Origin of the sequence: Halomonas sp. OfavH-34-E (assembly GCF_024124525.1) — a bacterium.
Classification (GTDB): domain Bacteria; phylum Pseudomonadota; class Gammaproteobacteria; order Pseudomonadales; family Halomonadaceae; genus Halomonas; species Halomonas litopenaei.
Genome location: NZ_JAMXRY010000001.1, coordinates 122,479 through 137,123 on the forward strand (window position 1 = coordinate 122,479; position 14,645 = coordinate 137,123).

Consider the following 14,645-nt stretch of genomic DNA (forward strand, 5'->3'; position numbering starts at 1 on the left):
CCTTACTCGGCGAAGGCATCTTCGTCGTAGTCAAAGCCATCGTCGATAAAGCTGTCGTCACCAAGCTCACCATCGGTGACCTCGAAACGACGACGCTGTAGCCAGGCGTCACGAATGAAGCTGTAGCGATCACCGCGAATCAGATCCTCCTGATCGAGAAGGCTGGCACGCGCGTCGAGCAGCTCGAGACCACGCAGCGAGTAGCGCACGGTGTCGTCCTCGACGTAGGTCAGCGGGTAGGTGTACCAGTCGACCGGCAAGGCGCTGGTGTCACGCACTGTGCTGGGGCCGAGGAACGGCAGCACCACGAAGGGCCCCTCGCCCACGCCCCAGGCAGCCAGGGTCTGGCCAAAGTCTTCCTCGTCGGCGATAAAGCCGGCATGGGTCGCCGGATCCAGAAGACCACCCAGACCGAAGGTGGTGTTCATCAAAAAGCGCATGCTCGAGTTGCCCGCATTGGCACCCTTGCCCTGCAACAGGCTGTTGAAAACCGTGCGCACTTCGCCGAGGTTGTCGAAGAAGTTGCTGACACCGCGCTCGAGCGGGTCCGGGGTCACGTAGCGATACCCCTGGGCGGCAGGCTTGAGTGCATAGCGATCCAGCACATCGTTGAAGGCGAAGACCCTGCGATTGAAGCCCTCCCAGGGGTCCGCTGGATTGGGCTCGCTGGATACGCCGCTGCTGGCGCAGCCACTTGCCGCCAGGGCGACGGCCATGACCAGGACACCCCTCTGCATGCCCTTGCCCAGGGCACCGCTGTAGTTCGCGTTCATCGTTCGACTGCCTCCCTTGCCTGTCCTTGTCACGATCGTCAATCTATCGGCGCTGTTGTCCGGGGTTGGACTCCGGGTAGCGTCAGCGACGACGCCTCTGCGTACGGCAGTCGTCTGGTTCCGCCGACGAGTCAGCTGTCGGTTCCCCGGAGGGTCGGCCTCAGTCCCTGCGAATCACCACGCAGCCCGCACTGTAGCCCGCGCCGAAGGAACAAACCACCCCGGTAGCGCCCGGTTCCAGGTCCTGATGATGCAGATGGAACGCGATGATCGAACCGGCAGAACTTGTATTAGCGTAACGGTCAAGAATAATCGGCGCTTGATCCGGAGCAGGCTCCTGGCCCAGCACCCGTCGTGCGATAAGATCGTTCATGTGTCGATTGGCCTGATGCAGCCATAACCGCGACAGCGTACCAGGCGCGATATCCAGGCTCTCCAGGTGGTCACGGATCAACTGTGCCACCATCGGGCAGACTTCCTTGAAGACCCTGCGGCCTTCCTGCACGAACAGCTTGTCGGCTGCCTGGGGGTCGGCGTCGGTGACGCGGTTGAGAAAGCCCGCATTGTTGCGAATGGCGTTGGAAAACTGCGTCACCAGTCGGGTCCCGAGCACCTCGAACCGTGTCTCGGCTGTCGCCACCTGGTCGCTTTCCAGCACCAGGGCGGTACAGGCGTCGCCAAAGATGAAGTGGCTGTCACGGTCGCGGAAGTTCAGGTGTGCCGAACACACCTCGGGGTTGACCACCAGGGCGCGGCGCACGCCGCCGGAGCGGATGGCATTGGCGGCGTTGTCGATGGCGAAGGTGGCCGAGGAACAGGCCACGTTCATGTCGAAGGCGTAGCCCCCGGTGCCCAGCGCACGCTGCAACTCCACCGCCACCGCCGGATAGGGGCGCTCCAGATTCGAGCAGGCCACGATCACCAGGTCGATGTCGGCGGCCTCGACCCCCGCTGCGGCCAGCGCCTCGTGCGAGGCGGCCAGCGCCATCTCGCACTGGATGCCAGGGCTGTCGTTGTCGCGCTCGTCGAGCTTCGGGCGCATGCGCTCGGGATTCAGGATGCCCTCGGCGTCCAGCACGTAGCGGCTGTGGATACCCGAGGCCTTGACGATGAATTCACTGCTGGAATGCGCCAGGGCGTCACGTTCCCCGGCCTCGATCGCCTCGCGGTGGCGGGCATTCTCGGCATCCACCCAGGCGTTGTACGACGCCACCAGGGCGTCGTTGTCGATGGCGTTGGCCGGGGTATACAGGCCGCTGCCGGTAATAAGCACCTTCGCTGGGGTCATGCCCTTCTCCTTCATGCGGCACCTCGGTGCCGCCGGTCGATCGCGACCGCCCGGGGCGGCCACTCACTTTCGTCATCTTTGGCGCGGGGGCCTTACCCCCGCCCGGTCAATTCCGCCCAGCGTTTCTCCAGGCGCTTCTCCGATACCGGCATGGCGGTACCCAGCTGCTGCGCAAACAGCGATACCCGCAACTCCTCGATCCACCAGCGAAACTCCACCAGCGATGGATCTTCGACGCCGCCTCGGTGCTCGGCCTGTCGACGCGTCTCGAGGCGCGTCTCGAAGTCCTGCACCGTCTGCATCAGCATCTGGTCGCGCATGCGCTCGCGCGGGGCCTTCTCCAGGCGCACCTGGGCGGCCTCCATGTAGCGCGGATAAGCCTCGAGCCAGGCACCGGCGTCGGTCACGAACCCCGGGTACACCAGCCGCTGCATCTGTGCCTTGAGGTCACTGTATACCAGCGCCAGCGACAGGCTCAGGTTACCCTTCAACGCCTTTGTCACCGCCAGGTGGCCCTCCAGTGCCGGCTTGAGCACCGCCACCAGCTTGTCGGCATGGGGAACGATATCCTGGCGAACCGCCTGAATGCGTTGTTCCAGGGCCTCGGCACTGCGCGGCAGCGGGTCCACCGCCACGACCTGCCGGAAGACGGCTGTCACCACATCTTCGGTCAGTGCACGCTTGCTGCCTACCTTGGCGAACAATAGAGCACAGGTCGACAGTCCCTGGGTACGCTCGATAGCCTTCACTTGATCTGGCAGCCGTTCCATCGCCGCCTTGACCACCCCGCGGCGATGCGCTTCATGGGCCTTGGCCGGATGATCGAACAGCTCGAGGCTGAGCCCGCTCGACGAAGGCACCAGCGCCGGGAATGCCTCGACACGAATCCCGGCCTGGGAGGTCACCCGCGACTCCGGCAATGCCTGCTCGGGGAAGCCCGACAGCTCGGACTGGCTCTCCACGCTCTTGGCCAGCGCCCGGGCACCCTGACTGGCGGCAGCCTCGAAGCGCCGCTCCAGCGCCCGCAGGTCGCGGCCCTGGCCCAGCACCTTGCCACTGTGGTCGACCACCTTGAGGTTCATCACCAGATGGGGCTCGAGCTGATCGAGGCGCCAGTCGTCCGGCGACAGGCGCAACCCGGTCTTGACCCGCAGAAATTCACCGAGCGCCTCGGTCAGGCTGCCGTCCCCGGGCACCAGTGCCTCCAGCGCTGCGTCGACCCAGTCGGGGATCGGCACCACCTGCCGGCGTATCGACTTGGGCAGCGACTTCAACAGGGCGATGCACTTGTCCCTGAGCAGTCCCGGCACCAGCCACTCGAGGCGAGACGACGACAGCTGAGACAGCATCGCCGCCGGCACCGTCATGGTCACACCGTCATCCTCGGCCCCCGGCGCGAAGTGATAAGCCAGCGGATAGCGCACACCGTCGATCGACAGCTCGTCAGGATAGGCGTCACCGGTGACGTCATCCGCCTCCCGTGCCAGCAGCGCCTGACGGTCGAACTTGAGAAGCTCAGGGTCACTGCGCTCGGCCTTGCGGCGCCAGGCCTCAAAGCCCTTGCCGTTGACGATATCCTCAGGCAGGCGAGCGTCGTAGAAGTCGAACAGCTGCTCCTCGTCCACCAGAATGTCGCGCCGCCGTGCACGATCCTCGAGGTCCTCGACCTCGTCGATCAGCGCCCGGTTGTGGGCGAAGAACTCGCCCTTGGTGCGAAACTCGCCTTCCACCAGCGCCCGGCGGATAAACAGCTCACGGCTTTCGACCGGGGCGATGGGACCATAGTGGACCTTGCGCCGGGCCACGATCGGCAGCCCGAACAGGGTGACCTGCTCGAAGGCCACCACCTGGGCCCGCTTCATCTCCCAATGGGGCTCGCTGTAGCTGCGCTTGACCAGATGGCCCGCCAGAGGCTCGATCCACTGAGGCTCGACCCTGGCCACGCTGCGCGCGAACAGCTTCGAGGTCTCGACCAGCTCCATCGCCATCACCCACTTCGGAGACTTCTTTGAAAGCCCCGATGCCGGATGAATCATGAACTTGCGATTGCGCGCCCCAAGATACTCGCGGTTCTCGGTCAGGGTGCCCAGATGGCTCAGCAGGCCGGTCAACAGCGCCTTGTGCATGGCCACCGTCTGCTGACGCTTTCGCTCCTTGGCCTGACCGTCGTCATCTTCACCTTCGGCGGCGATGGCGGGCCTGGCCGACGGCACCTGGATATCCATGTCCTTGAGCAGCTGACGCAACTGGCGGAAGGTATCGTGCCACTCGCGCAGGCGCAGGTAATTCAGGAAGTTATCACGACACCAGCGACGCAACCGGTTGCCCGAGAGTTCCTCTCGGGCGGCTTCGAAGCCGTGCCACAGATTGAGCAGCGCCACGAAGTCGGAATCCGGATCCTGCCAGCGGCGGTGGGCCTGATCGGCGGCTTCGCGCTTGTCGGAGGGTCGATCACGCGGGTCCTGCACCGCCAGCGCCGAGACCACGATCAGCACCTCGCGCAGGCTCTGCTGCTCGCCCCCGGCCAGCACCATGCGGGCCAGGCGCGGATCGATGGGTAGTCGCGCCAGCCGTCGCCCCAATGTCGTCAGGCGGCTGTTGTCGTCGACCGCACCCAGCTCATAGAGCAACTTGAAGCCATCGGTGACGAAGCGCGAGTCAGGTGGATCGACGAAGGGAAAGTCCTGGATGTCGCCCAGTTTCAGCGACAGCATCGACAGGATCACCGAGGCCAGGTTGGTGCGCCGGATCTCCGGATCGGTAAACTCAGGGCGCGCCAGGAAGTCGTCTTCGTCATACAGACGGATGCACACGCCTTCCGCCACCCGGCCGCAGCGGCCCTTGCGCTGATTGGCGCTGGCCTGGCTGACCGCCTCCACCGGCAGGCGCTGAATCTTGGCGCGATAGCTGTAGCGACTGATGCGCACCAGCCCCGGGTCGATCACGTAGCGGATACCCGGCACCGTCAGCGAGGTCTCGGCCACGTTGGTGGCGAGCACGATGCGCCGCCCGCTGTGGGGAGCAAACACGCGGTTCTGCTCGGCGTTAGAAAGCCTGGCGTAGAGCGGCAGTATCTCTGTGCTCTTGAGATCGGCGCGCCGGAGCACGTCGGCGGTCTCGCGGATCTCACGCTCACCGGGCAGAAACACCAGGATATCGCGGGGACCATGGAACCAGCGCTTTTCGCGCTCGATGGTCTCGATTTCCTCCACCGCGTGAAGGATACCCTCGCTGAGGGTGCGGTCTTCCTCGTCATCTTCGTCGCGGATCAGCGGCCGATAGCGCACCTCCACCGGGTAGGTACGACCCGAGACCTCCACCACCGGAGCAGGACGCACGACGCCGTCCTGGTCTCGGCTGGCAAAGTGCTGACTGAAGCGTTCCACATCGATGGTGGCGGAGGTGATGATGACCTTGAGGTCGGGGCGGCGATCGAGCAGGCGCTTGAGGTAGCCGAGCAGGAAGTCGATATTGAGGCTGCGTTCGTGGGCCTCGTCGATGATCAGGGTGTCATAGCGGCGCAGGTCCGGATCCTGGCGGGTTTCCGCCAGCAGGATGCCGTCGGTCATCAGCTTGACCAGGGTGTCGTCGTTGGTCTGGTCGGTGAAGCGGACCTGATAACCCACCTGCTCGCCCAGCGGCACCTGCAGTTCTTCTGCCAGACGGGTCGCCACCGAGCGCGCCGCCAGGCGCCGCGGCTGGGTGTGGCCAATCAGCCCGCGACGGCCAAGCCCCAGCTCCAGACACAGCTTGGGCAACTGGGTGGTCTTGCCGGAGCCGGTTTCGCCGGCCACCACCACCACCTGATGGGACTCCAGTGCCTTGAGAATATCGGCTCGCCGCGCCGCCACCGGGAGCTGTTCGGGATAGTCGAGCGTGACCGGGCGCGCCTGGCGCGAGGCCAGGGTCTGACGAGAGCGCTGCCAGTGGTGCTCGACCTCCTTGAGTCCCCGGTCGATGGGCTTGCCGTCGCGTCGACGACGCTCGAGACCGGCCAGACGCTTGGCCAGCGTCGGGCGATCGCGAAGCATCACCTGTTCCAGTCCTTCGGTCAGAAACTTCAGGCGAGAGGCGTCGTCGGCGTTTTGCTGGGCGGTGGGCGTAGAACTACTCACGTTGGGGTCGAAGGCTCCGGGTGGATCATGGGCGCCGCGTCGCACGGACGCGGGGCGGGAAGGCTCCCGCAACGCAAAGGGCGCTATTGTAACGCCGCAGCCAAGGCAAGGGCCAATCGCCGGCCCCTGCCCTTCCCCGGACCTTGTCGGCGGGCGTCAGCCGTCGGTGCCGGTCCCGGTTTCGGTGCTGCCTTCGTCACGCAACTGGCGCCGGAGCACCTTGCCGACGTTGGTCTTGGGCAGTTCGTCACGAAACTCCACCAGCTTGGGCACCTTGTAGCCGGCCAACTCCTGCTTGCACCAGGCGCGCAGCTCGTCACTGGTCAAGGAGCTGTCCTTGGCCACCACGAACAGCTTGATGACTTCGCCGCTGGTATCGTCGGGCACCCCGACGGCGCAGGACTCGACCACCTTGGGGTGGGCCGCGACCACGTCCTCGATCTCGTTGGGATAGACGTTGAAGCCGGACACCAGAATCATGTCCTTCTTGCGATCGACGATACGCACGTAGCCATCGTCCTGGATGACCGCGATGTCACCGGTGTGGAAGAAGCCATCGGCATCGATGACCTTGGCCGTCTCGTCATCGCGGTTCCAGTATCCCTTCATCACCTGGGGGCCGCGCACGCACAGCTCGCCCGGCTCGCCCGGCTCGGGGTCGCCACCGTCAGGGTTGCACAGCTTGAGCTCGGTGCCGGCGACGGGGCGGCCGATGGTGCCCAGCTGTATCGCCTCCACCGGGTTGAAGCTGACGATCGGCGAGGTCTCGGTCAGGCCGTAACCCTCGGCGATGGGGCAGCCTGTCACCTCTTCCCAACGCTTGGCCGCGGCCTTGGTCAGCGCCATGCCACCGGAGATGGTCAGGTGCAGGTGGGAGAAGTCCAGCGCCTTGAAGTCGTCACGATTGCATAGCGCATTGAACAGCGTATTGAGCCCTACGAAGCCGGTGAAACGCGTCTTCGAGAGTTCCTTGATAAAGGTATCGAGGTCCCGCGGATTGGTGATCAGCAGCGAATGGTTGCCGCCTTCCAGCATGAACAGGCAGTTCACCGTAAAGGTATAGATGTGATAGACCGGCAGCGGCGCGACCACCACCTCGCTACCCTCGCTCAAGCCACCCCCGATGATCTGCTTGGCCTGCAGCATGTTGGCCACCAGATTGCGGTGGGTCAGCATCGTGCCCTTGGCAAGCCCGGTGGTCCCCCCGGTGTACTGTAGCGCGGCGATATCGTCGAGCTCGCGTTCTACCTCACGGTGCTCGAGGGAGGCGCCTTGCTTGAGCACCTGACGCAACCCGACCGCCTTGGGGATCGAGTAGCGCGGCACCATCTTCTTGACGTACTTGACCACAAAGTTGATCAGCGGTCGTTTGGGGAAGTCGTGCAGGTCACCGATCTCGGTGATCACCACATGCTCGATGTCGGTCTTGTCCAGCACCCGCTCGAGCTTGTCTGCCATGTTGGCCAGGATCAGGATCGCCTTGGCGCCGGAATCCTTGAACTGGTGGGTCATCTCGCGCTCGGTGTACAGCGGATTGGTGTTGACCACCACCATGCCGGCGCGAATGGCACCGAACACCGCTACCGGGAACTGCAGCAGATTCGGCAACTGGATCGCCACCCGATCACCGGGCTCAAGGTTGGTCTCGTGCTGCAGCCAGGCGGCGAAATCACCGGACAGCCGGTCAAGCTCGGCGTAGGTCAGGGACTTGCCCATGCACGAGAAGGCCACCTTTTCGTCGTAGCGCTTGACGGAGCGGTGGAAGATATCCATCACCGAATGATAGTCATCGAGCCCTTCCAGGGCCTCCCCCCGAACGATCGATGCAGCGGCGTTCTCACTCATGGGCGTTCTCCATTCGGGGGACCAGGTCCCCTCTTATTATCAAATTGTGGTGTCGACACTGGCTACCATAGCCCAGTCCCGCAGCGACTGTAATACGCTTGATTCAAACTTTCGTTTAAAACCCGCTATTCATCGCTTAGATAACGGGCCACGATCTCGCCTTCCCGCCACACCAGCAGCTCACCCGGCTGCATGCGCACCCACTCTTCGTTGTCGGTGAGCGGTTCGGTGGCCAGCACCGAGACCACATCGTCGGGGGTGGTGTGCTCGACAAAGTTGACCACCATCTCGGCGTCCGACAGGTTGGCCTCGCCAAAGGGCGCGCGGCGGGTGATATGGGCGAGCTTGGTGGAACAATAGGTGTACAGGTACTCGCCGTCGGCCAGCAGCAGGTTGAAGACGCCCAGACCTCTGAGCTTCTCGCACAGCTCGTGCAGCGAAGACCACAGACCGCGACGATCCTCCGGCGGGTCTGGATAGCGCCGCCGGAGCTCACCCAGCAGGTGGCAGAAGGCGTGCTCGCTGTCGGTGGACCCCACCGGTCGATAGCTGGCGAGGTCCAGCGTCTCCCAGCCGGACAACTGGCCGTTGTGGGCATAGCACCAGGGCTGCCCCCACATCTCGCGCACGAACGGATGGGTATTGGCCAGCTTCACTCCGCCCACATTGGCCTGGCGGATGTGGCTGATGACGATATTCGACTTGATCGGGTATTCACAGATCAGCCGGGCGATTCGCGAGTGCACCGAAGGATGAGGGTCGCGAAATTCGCGATAGCCCCCCTCTTCGTAAAAAGCGATGCCCCAGCCGTCACGGTGGGGACCGGTGCCGCCGCCACGATGCAGAAAGCCGGTAAAGCTGAAACAGATATCCGTGGGCACATTGGCACTCATGCCCAGAAGCTCACACATGGGGTTCCTCTCTTGTTGACCCGGCCGCAGCCAGGCGAGTGCGCCGGCGACGCCACAACAGCCAGGCGATCACCACCACCGCCAGGATAGCGGCCACCAGCCAGCTGCGCGGATCATGCCGAGCACGCTCGAGGGCGGGCTCAAGACCAGGCCTTCCCTCGCGCCACCACTGCACCAGCCGCTCGGGGCCTTCATTCACCAACGCCACAAACTGGTCGGCCAGCGCCTCGCCAGCCTCCTCCTCGGCCTGTCGCTCACTGGCTTCGGCGAAGCGTTCACCGGACAGGGTGGGGCCTGCCAGCGCCCGATCCAGGGCCACCTCGCCATCGCGATTGATCCACAGCGGCGGCAGGTTCCAGCGGGTCTCGTTGCCGTCGATCGTCGCCACCGCCGAGATCCGCAGCGGACGGCTGACCTCATCCTCCTGGGGCGGAATTTCCAGGCTCCAGCGCCTGGCGTCTGCCGGGGCCACCTCCAGCGACTGGCCCAGCAGATCGGCCTCGAAGCGGGTGTTGTCGTGGCCAAGGCGCGGATGTTCGGCCACCAGCGTCACCCGACGCCCGGATTCGTCCAGTGCCGCGCCGACGGCCGGCAGCACATTGACCGCCTGCACCCGTCGGCGATGGAAGTCCTCGCCCTCGGCGGTGATCACCAGCTCAGCCGCGCCGGTGCCCGACGGCGACGGCAGCCGCCCGCGAAACACGCCATCATCGTTGCCAAGCGCCAGGATCTGCAGGCCGTCCACCGCCTCGCCGGACAGCTCCGCCGTCACCTTGAGCCCCTCGGGCACCGTCACCTCGCCGTCACTTTCGACACGCACCGCCAACGGCACCTCGAAGCCGGAATACAGCGTCGCGGGCAGCGTCTCCGTCACCAGGTGGCGATCGCTGTTGACGGTAATCCGCGAGTCCGCCGCCAGAGGACCTTCGATCCGCCACTCCCCCTGGGCGGGGTCGGGTACGCGGATCAGGTCGAAGCGTGGTTCCCGCTGCCAGCGCACCTCTGCGGGTGCGGTGTCGCGGGTGTAACGGGTGCCGTCCGGCGCCACCAGGGTCACCTCTCCCTGGCCGGGGTCATGGAAGATCAACGCGGAAAAATCGTCGACGCCGGCATCGACGGTGAAACGACGGTCCTCAAGCGGCACCTGATCCACCGGGAAGATGCGCTCGACGATATCGAGAAAGGCGCCCAACAGGGCGTCCGGTGTCTCGACCACCGCCGCCAGCCCCCCGGTGCGCTGCGCCAGTCGCTCGACCAGGGCAACGTCGGCGCCTGGCGAAAAGGCGATGGCGTGGATGGCCACCCCCTGGTTGGCCAGGTCCGGCACCATCGCCTCGACCAGGCGTTGGCGAGAGGCAAGGTCCACGTCGGGCTTGGCACCCCGGCCCGGCGACAGGTCGATCACCCCGTCGGTCAGCAACACCAGGTGGCGCCAGCCGTCACCCTCGGCTGCCGCCGCGGTGCGCAGCGCCGCCTCGATATCGGTATGCTGCTGATACTGTTCCAGCGCCGGCGGCAGCGCCAAGGCCCGCTCGCGCCACTGGGCGTCGACCTGCCCCAGAGGCAACGGATTGTCGATCGACTCGCCGAAGGTCCAGATGCCGGCGCTGACACCACTCGGCAACAGCGCCACCAGCATGTCCAGCGCACTGCCTGCCAGGCGATTGGGGTCATTGGTCTTCATGCTGCCGGACACGTCCACCACGACGCGAACGTCCGGTGGCTCATCCGAGCCCGCTTGCCCAGTCGCCGACTGGGCAAGCGCCGTCAGCGGCGACAGGCACAACGCCACGATTGTCGCCATCATTACCCCTTTCCCGCAGCGTTGCTGGCCCCGCTTGGCCATGTGTCCTCCTTGGAACTCGCCCGGAATCTCCAGGCCGTGGGCGGTGGACGTCTTTTACATCCCCCTTCGACGTGTTCATCGATGGTCCACCGTTCACGGTGGCCAGAGCGACCTCGCCAGCAGTTTCTAGCCGAACAGTTTCTAGCCGAGCACCGGCTCCTGACGCTCCCGCCCTTCTTCACGCGACGCCCCATGAGCCTCTGCGTCCTGGTCACGCGCCGCTGCAGCGGCCTCGGCCTTGCGCAGACGGCGGCGACGGCCACTCCACCACAGTGCCAGTCCGAACAGCGCACCGATCGCGGCGCCGACGATGACGCGCGTGGCCGCCGGCACCAGCACGCCATTGTTGCCGTCCATGAAGGCGACCGCTGCCACCATGATGGCCGGCGCCTGACCGCTGTAGACCTGGCCTTCCTCGATCAGCGGCAGTTCGAACATCGACGGCATCCACATCACGCCGGCCACTGCCCAGGTCAGCACCAGGCGTGGCAGGCGCGGTAAAAAAGCCAGTCCAAGGTAGCCAGCCAACAGTACGACCAGCGACAATGCGCCATAGATCAACCACAGCGTGGACATGGAATCCGAAATCAACATTGCATGCTCCAACCTGACGTGCGCGCCGCGCACAGATGAAATTTCTCTTGAGTATGGTACATCTCGCACCATGAAAGCACAGCCGCCAAATGCACCGGCCGCAGCAACTCGGGGCCCCGCCCTGGACTTCACGCGTCAGGACGATAACGCCTGGCACTGGCTCGAGAATCGCGACGATCCCGCCGTGAGTGACTTTCTCGAGGCCGCCAACCGCCAGGCCGACACCTGGTTTGCCCCTCTGGAATCCTTGATCGAGCGACTCTACCAGGGCCACCTGGCGCGGCGAGAGCTGGCCGTCAAGGGGCTGCCCAGTCGCCTGGACCACTTCACCCTGTGGAGCGAGACCGCCGCCGACGCCGACTATCCGGTCTGGTGGCGCCACCCCAACGATGCCCCGCAGTCGCGCGAGGTGTTCTTCGACCTCGAGGCCAGAGCGCAGGAGCACACCTTCCTCGAACTCGGTGACATGGCGCTGTCCCCGGACGAGCAGTGGCTGGCCTGGACCGAGGACACCCAGGGTGACGAGACCTATCGCCTGTTCATCAAGCGCCTGCCCGATGGCGCCGAGCATCGACTGCGGGACGACATCGGCCCTGAGCTGTGCTGGGCCGAGGACGGCCAGACCCTGCTGTTCACCCGCTACGACGCCACCCAGCGACCCGACAGCGCCTGGCGGCTCAGCCTGTCGCTGGATGCGGCCAGCGCAGACGCCAGGGTCGAGACCGACGAGCTGGTCCTGCGCGAGGACGACGCCGAGTTCTGGATCGGTCTGGGCAAGACCCGATCGCGGGCCTGGCTGACCATCGAGTCGGCCTCCAAGGACACCAGCGAGACCCATCTGGTTCCGGCCCACGCGCCAGCGACTCCCCCGCACTGCTTTCAGCCCCGTCGCCCGGGCGTTGAGTACGCCCTCGATCATCGTCCCGGTCACTTCTATGTGTTGCACAACGAAGGGCTGGTGCACTTTCAGCTGGAAGTGGAGAACGAGGACCGCTCCGGTCAGCGGCGAGTACTGGTGCCCCATCGCCAGGAGACCACCCTGGAGGGTGTCGATGCCTACGCCTGGGGCCTGGTGATCGCCGAACGCGACCACCTCGAGGCCCAGGTGCGCCTGCGTCGCCTCGAGTTCGACAGCGACCACAGCGTCACCCTCGACGCCCCCCTGCCCTGCTCGCCCGCACCGCTTAGCCTGGGGCTCGGCGACAGCCCACACTTCGACGACCGGGTACTGCGCCTGCGCGAGGAATCCTTCTGCACCCCGCCAAGCTGGTGGTCGCTGGATCTTGATAGCGGCGAGCGCCGACTGCTCAAGCGGCAGCCTCTGCACGGCGATCTGGCACCGGAAGACCTGCACTGCCAACGGCTGTGGGCCGAGTCCCACGACGGCGAGCGGGTACCGGTGTCCGTGGTCTGCCGCAAGGACCTGGCGAACCAGCCGCTGCCGACGCTGCTGTATGGCTACGGCGCCTACGGCGAGGCGCTGGACCCATGGTTCTCGGTATCCCGCCTGGAACTGCTCCAGCGTGGCGCGGCCTTCGCGGTGGCCCACGTGCGAGGCGGCGGTGAGCGCGGCGAACCCTGGTACCTGGCCGGCAAGCTCGAGCACAAGCCCAACAGCTTCGAGGACTTCCTGGCCGCACGTGACGCCCTGGTCGACGCGGGTGTATCGAATCCCCAGCGTATCGTCGCCTACGGGGCCAGCGCCGGCGGTCTGCTGGTGGGCGCCAGCCTCAATCGCGCGCCACAGGCATTCTGCGCGGCGGTACTCGACGTGCCCTTTGTGGACGTCCTGCGTACCATGGAAAACCCGGACCTGCCGCTGACCACGGCGGAGTACACCGAATGGGGCAATCCCAGCCACGCTGCCGACGCCCGACGCATCGGCAGCTATTCACCGCTGGACAACCTCGATGCCGAGGCCTGGCCGCCAGTATTCCTCCAGGGTGGCTGGCACGATAGCCGTGTGCCCTACTGGGAGCCGGCCAAGCTCTACGCACGCCTGAGCCTGGCGAACGCCGAGCAGGCGGCACTGTCCAACCGGACAACCCTATTGAAGACCGACATGACGTCCGGTCACGGCGGCGCCTCGGGTCGTTTCAAGGCCTGGCGCGAAGGGGCACGCCAGGATGCCTTCGTGCTCTGGGCCCTGGACTTGCTGGATGCAGACCTGGTGAATGCGGACCTGATGGACAACTCTCCGGTCGAATCACCAAGGCCCCATCCCTGCTCCACCGACGAGAGCCCGCAGGCCTGACCGCACCTTTGGACGCCCTTGGCCGCTTTAGCGGCCACTTTCAGAATAAGGAATTTCATGAACGCCAAACCGATGCTCGCCCTCACCGCTGCGCTATGGCTCGGCACCTCCCTCGTCGGCTGCTCCGACGACAGCGATTCCGAGACGTCCGAAGGCGCGTCACAGCAGAGCGAAAACGTCACCTCCGGTAATGGTGGCGGCAGCAACGAGAGCGCAGACTCCGCCAGTGAAGACGACACCAGCGGCGAACAAGGCGACGACATCTCGGAGATGAGCCCGGCGGATCGCCGCGAGGCACTGGAGCAGTCCCTGCGCGCCAACTTTGATCCCCAGCTCGGCGAGATTCGCTACCTGGTCGGCTGGAGTGACCTGAACGACGATGGTCAGGACGAGGCCGTGGTCCACGTGGTCGGCCCGATGGTCTGCGGCACCGGGGGTTGCGATACCCTGATCCTCGAAGCCCAGGACGACGCCTACCGCGTCATCAGCGCCCAGCCCACCACCCAGCCTCCGATCCAGCTTGGCGAAGCATCTCACGAGGGCTGGCGAGACCTGGTGGTCAAGCGCCACCTGGCCGCCGATCAGCCGGCGCAGGCCCTGCACCTGCGCTTCGACGGCAGCAGCTACGTCGAAGCCGAGGGCAACGAAGGCGAGGCCGAGAACGCCACCGTCCTGATCGAAGACTTCAACAGCCTCGATGACGCCCGTCCGCTGTTCACCGGTGAGGGGGCCATGTCGGGGTCTCTCGAAGGTGACATGGAAGGCGAGATGGAAGAAGCGATGGAAAGCGAGCGCTCAGAGCCGGCGGTCGACCCCGACGCCGCCGCTACAGCCGCCGAACCGCAAGGTAGCGATGACGCCCAGGCTGACAACGAAGGAGACAGCACAGAAGACGGCGACGACCGGCAGACGGACGCTAGCCACAGCGGCAATTGATCGCCAACACTCGGCGAAGCCCTCTTTGCCGACAAGGCGCCGGGCCTCTTCACGAGGCCCGGCGCTGTCGTTTCCCTATCTAG

At 65.4% G+C, this 14,645-nt stretch carries 9 protein-coding genes; 2 read left to right on the forward strand and 7 right to left on the reverse strand.

From position 1 onward, the window contains the following. Positions 1-2 precede the first annotated feature (2 nt). From NH448_RS00605 to NH448_RS00635, 7 genes are all read right to left on the reverse strand, one after another. On the reverse strand, positions 3-773 hold the full coding sequence (locus NH448_RS00605) for a VacJ family lipoprotein (RefSeq protein ID WP_045993225.1): 771 nt from the start codon (positions 771-773) through the stop codon (positions 3-5). Positions 774-933: 160 nt separating this feature from the next. Further along, on the reverse strand, positions 934-2,061 hold the full coding sequence (locus NH448_RS00610) for a beta-ketoacyl-ACP synthase III (RefSeq protein WP_108447649.1): 1,128 nt from the start codon (positions 2,059-2,061) through the stop codon (positions 934-936). Positions 2,062-2,153: 92 nt separating this feature from the next. After that, on the reverse strand, positions 2,154-6,176 hold the full coding sequence (gene hrpA / locus NH448_RS00615; protein WP_253028331.1) for an ATP-dependent RNA helicase HrpA: 4,023 nt from the start codon (positions 6,174-6,176) through the stop codon (positions 2,154-2,156). Positions 6,177-6,332: 156 nt separating this feature from the next. Beyond that, positions 6,333-8,021 (reverse strand): AMP-binding protein, encoded by a 1,689-nt coding sequence (locus NH448_RS00620; RefSeq protein WP_108132629.1) that lies wholly within the window; start codon positions 8,019-8,021, stop codon positions 6,333-6,335. A gap of 125 nt (positions 8,022-8,146) precedes the next feature. Continuing rightward, positions 8,147-8,932: a class II glutamine amidotransferase gene (locus NH448_RS00625; protein ID WP_108132628.1), complete on the reverse strand. Its 786-nt coding sequence runs from the start codon at positions 8,930-8,932 to the stop codon at positions 8,147-8,149. Continuing rightward, positions 8,925-10,778, reverse strand: coding sequence for a vWA domain-containing protein (locus tag NH448_RS00630; RefSeq protein ID WP_108132627.1), 1,854 nt, complete (start codon positions 10,776-10,778; stop codon positions 8,925-8,927). The genes NH448_RS00625 and NH448_RS00630 overlap by 8 nt, the downstream gene beginning before the upstream one ends. Before the next feature lie 141 nt (positions 10,779-10,919). Beyond that, a complete protein-coding gene (locus tag NH448_RS00635) occupies positions 10,920-11,372 on the reverse strand; it encodes a hypothetical protein (protein ID WP_108132626.1) in 453 nt (150 codons plus the stop codon). A gap of 70 nt (positions 11,373-11,442) precedes the next feature. On the opposite strand from NH448_RS00635, the gene NH448_RS00640 reads away from it, so the two are divergent. Both NH448_RS00640 and NH448_RS00645 read left to right on the forward strand, forming a co-directional pair. Beyond that, positions 11,443-13,626, forward strand: coding sequence for a prolyl oligopeptidase family serine peptidase (locus NH448_RS00640; protein WP_253028332.1), 2,184 nt, complete (start codon positions 11,443-11,445; stop codon positions 13,624-13,626). A gap of 57 nt (positions 13,627-13,683) precedes the next feature. Then, positions 13,684-14,562 carry a hypothetical protein gene (locus NH448_RS00645; protein WP_253028333.1) on the forward strand — a complete coding sequence of 293 codons (879 nt, stop codon included), beginning with the start codon at positions 13,684-13,686 and terminating at the stop codon, positions 14,560-14,562. Positions 14,563-14,645: the final 83 nt, after the last annotated feature.

Excerpts from the sequence above, each read along its gene's own strand:
- NH448_RS00640 (WP_253028332.1), top strand. The coding sequence starts at position 11,443 with ATGAAAGCACAGCCGCCAAATGCACCGGCCGCAGCAACTCGGGGCCCC.
- NH448_RS00620 (WP_108132629.1), bottom strand. The coding sequence starts at position 8,021 with ATGAGTGAGAACGCCGCTGCATCGATCGTTCGGGGGGAGGCCCTGGAA.
- NH448_RS00625 (WP_108132628.1), bottom strand. The coding sequence starts at position 8,932 with ATGTGTGAGCTTCTGGGCATGAGTGCCAATGTGCCCACGGATATCTGT.
- NH448_RS00635 (WP_108132626.1), bottom strand. The coding sequence starts at position 11,372 with ATGTTGATTTCGGATTCCATGTCCACGCTGTGGTTGATCTATGGCGCA.
- NH448_RS00605 (WP_045993225.1), bottom strand. The coding sequence starts at position 773 with ATGAACGCGAACTACAGCGGTGCCCTGGGCAAGGGCATGCAGAGGGGT.
- NH448_RS00630 (WP_108132627.1), bottom strand. The coding sequence starts at position 10,778 with ATGGCCAAGCGGGGCCAGCAACGCTGCGGGAAAGGGGTAATGATGGCG.
- NH448_RS00610 (WP_108447649.1), bottom strand. The coding sequence starts at position 2,061 with ATGACCCCAGCGAAGGTGCTTATTACCGGCAGCGGCCTGTATACCCCG.
- NH448_RS00645 (WP_253028333.1), top strand. The coding sequence starts at position 13,684 with ATGAACGCCAAACCGATGCTCGCCCTCACCGCTGCGCTATGGCTCGGC.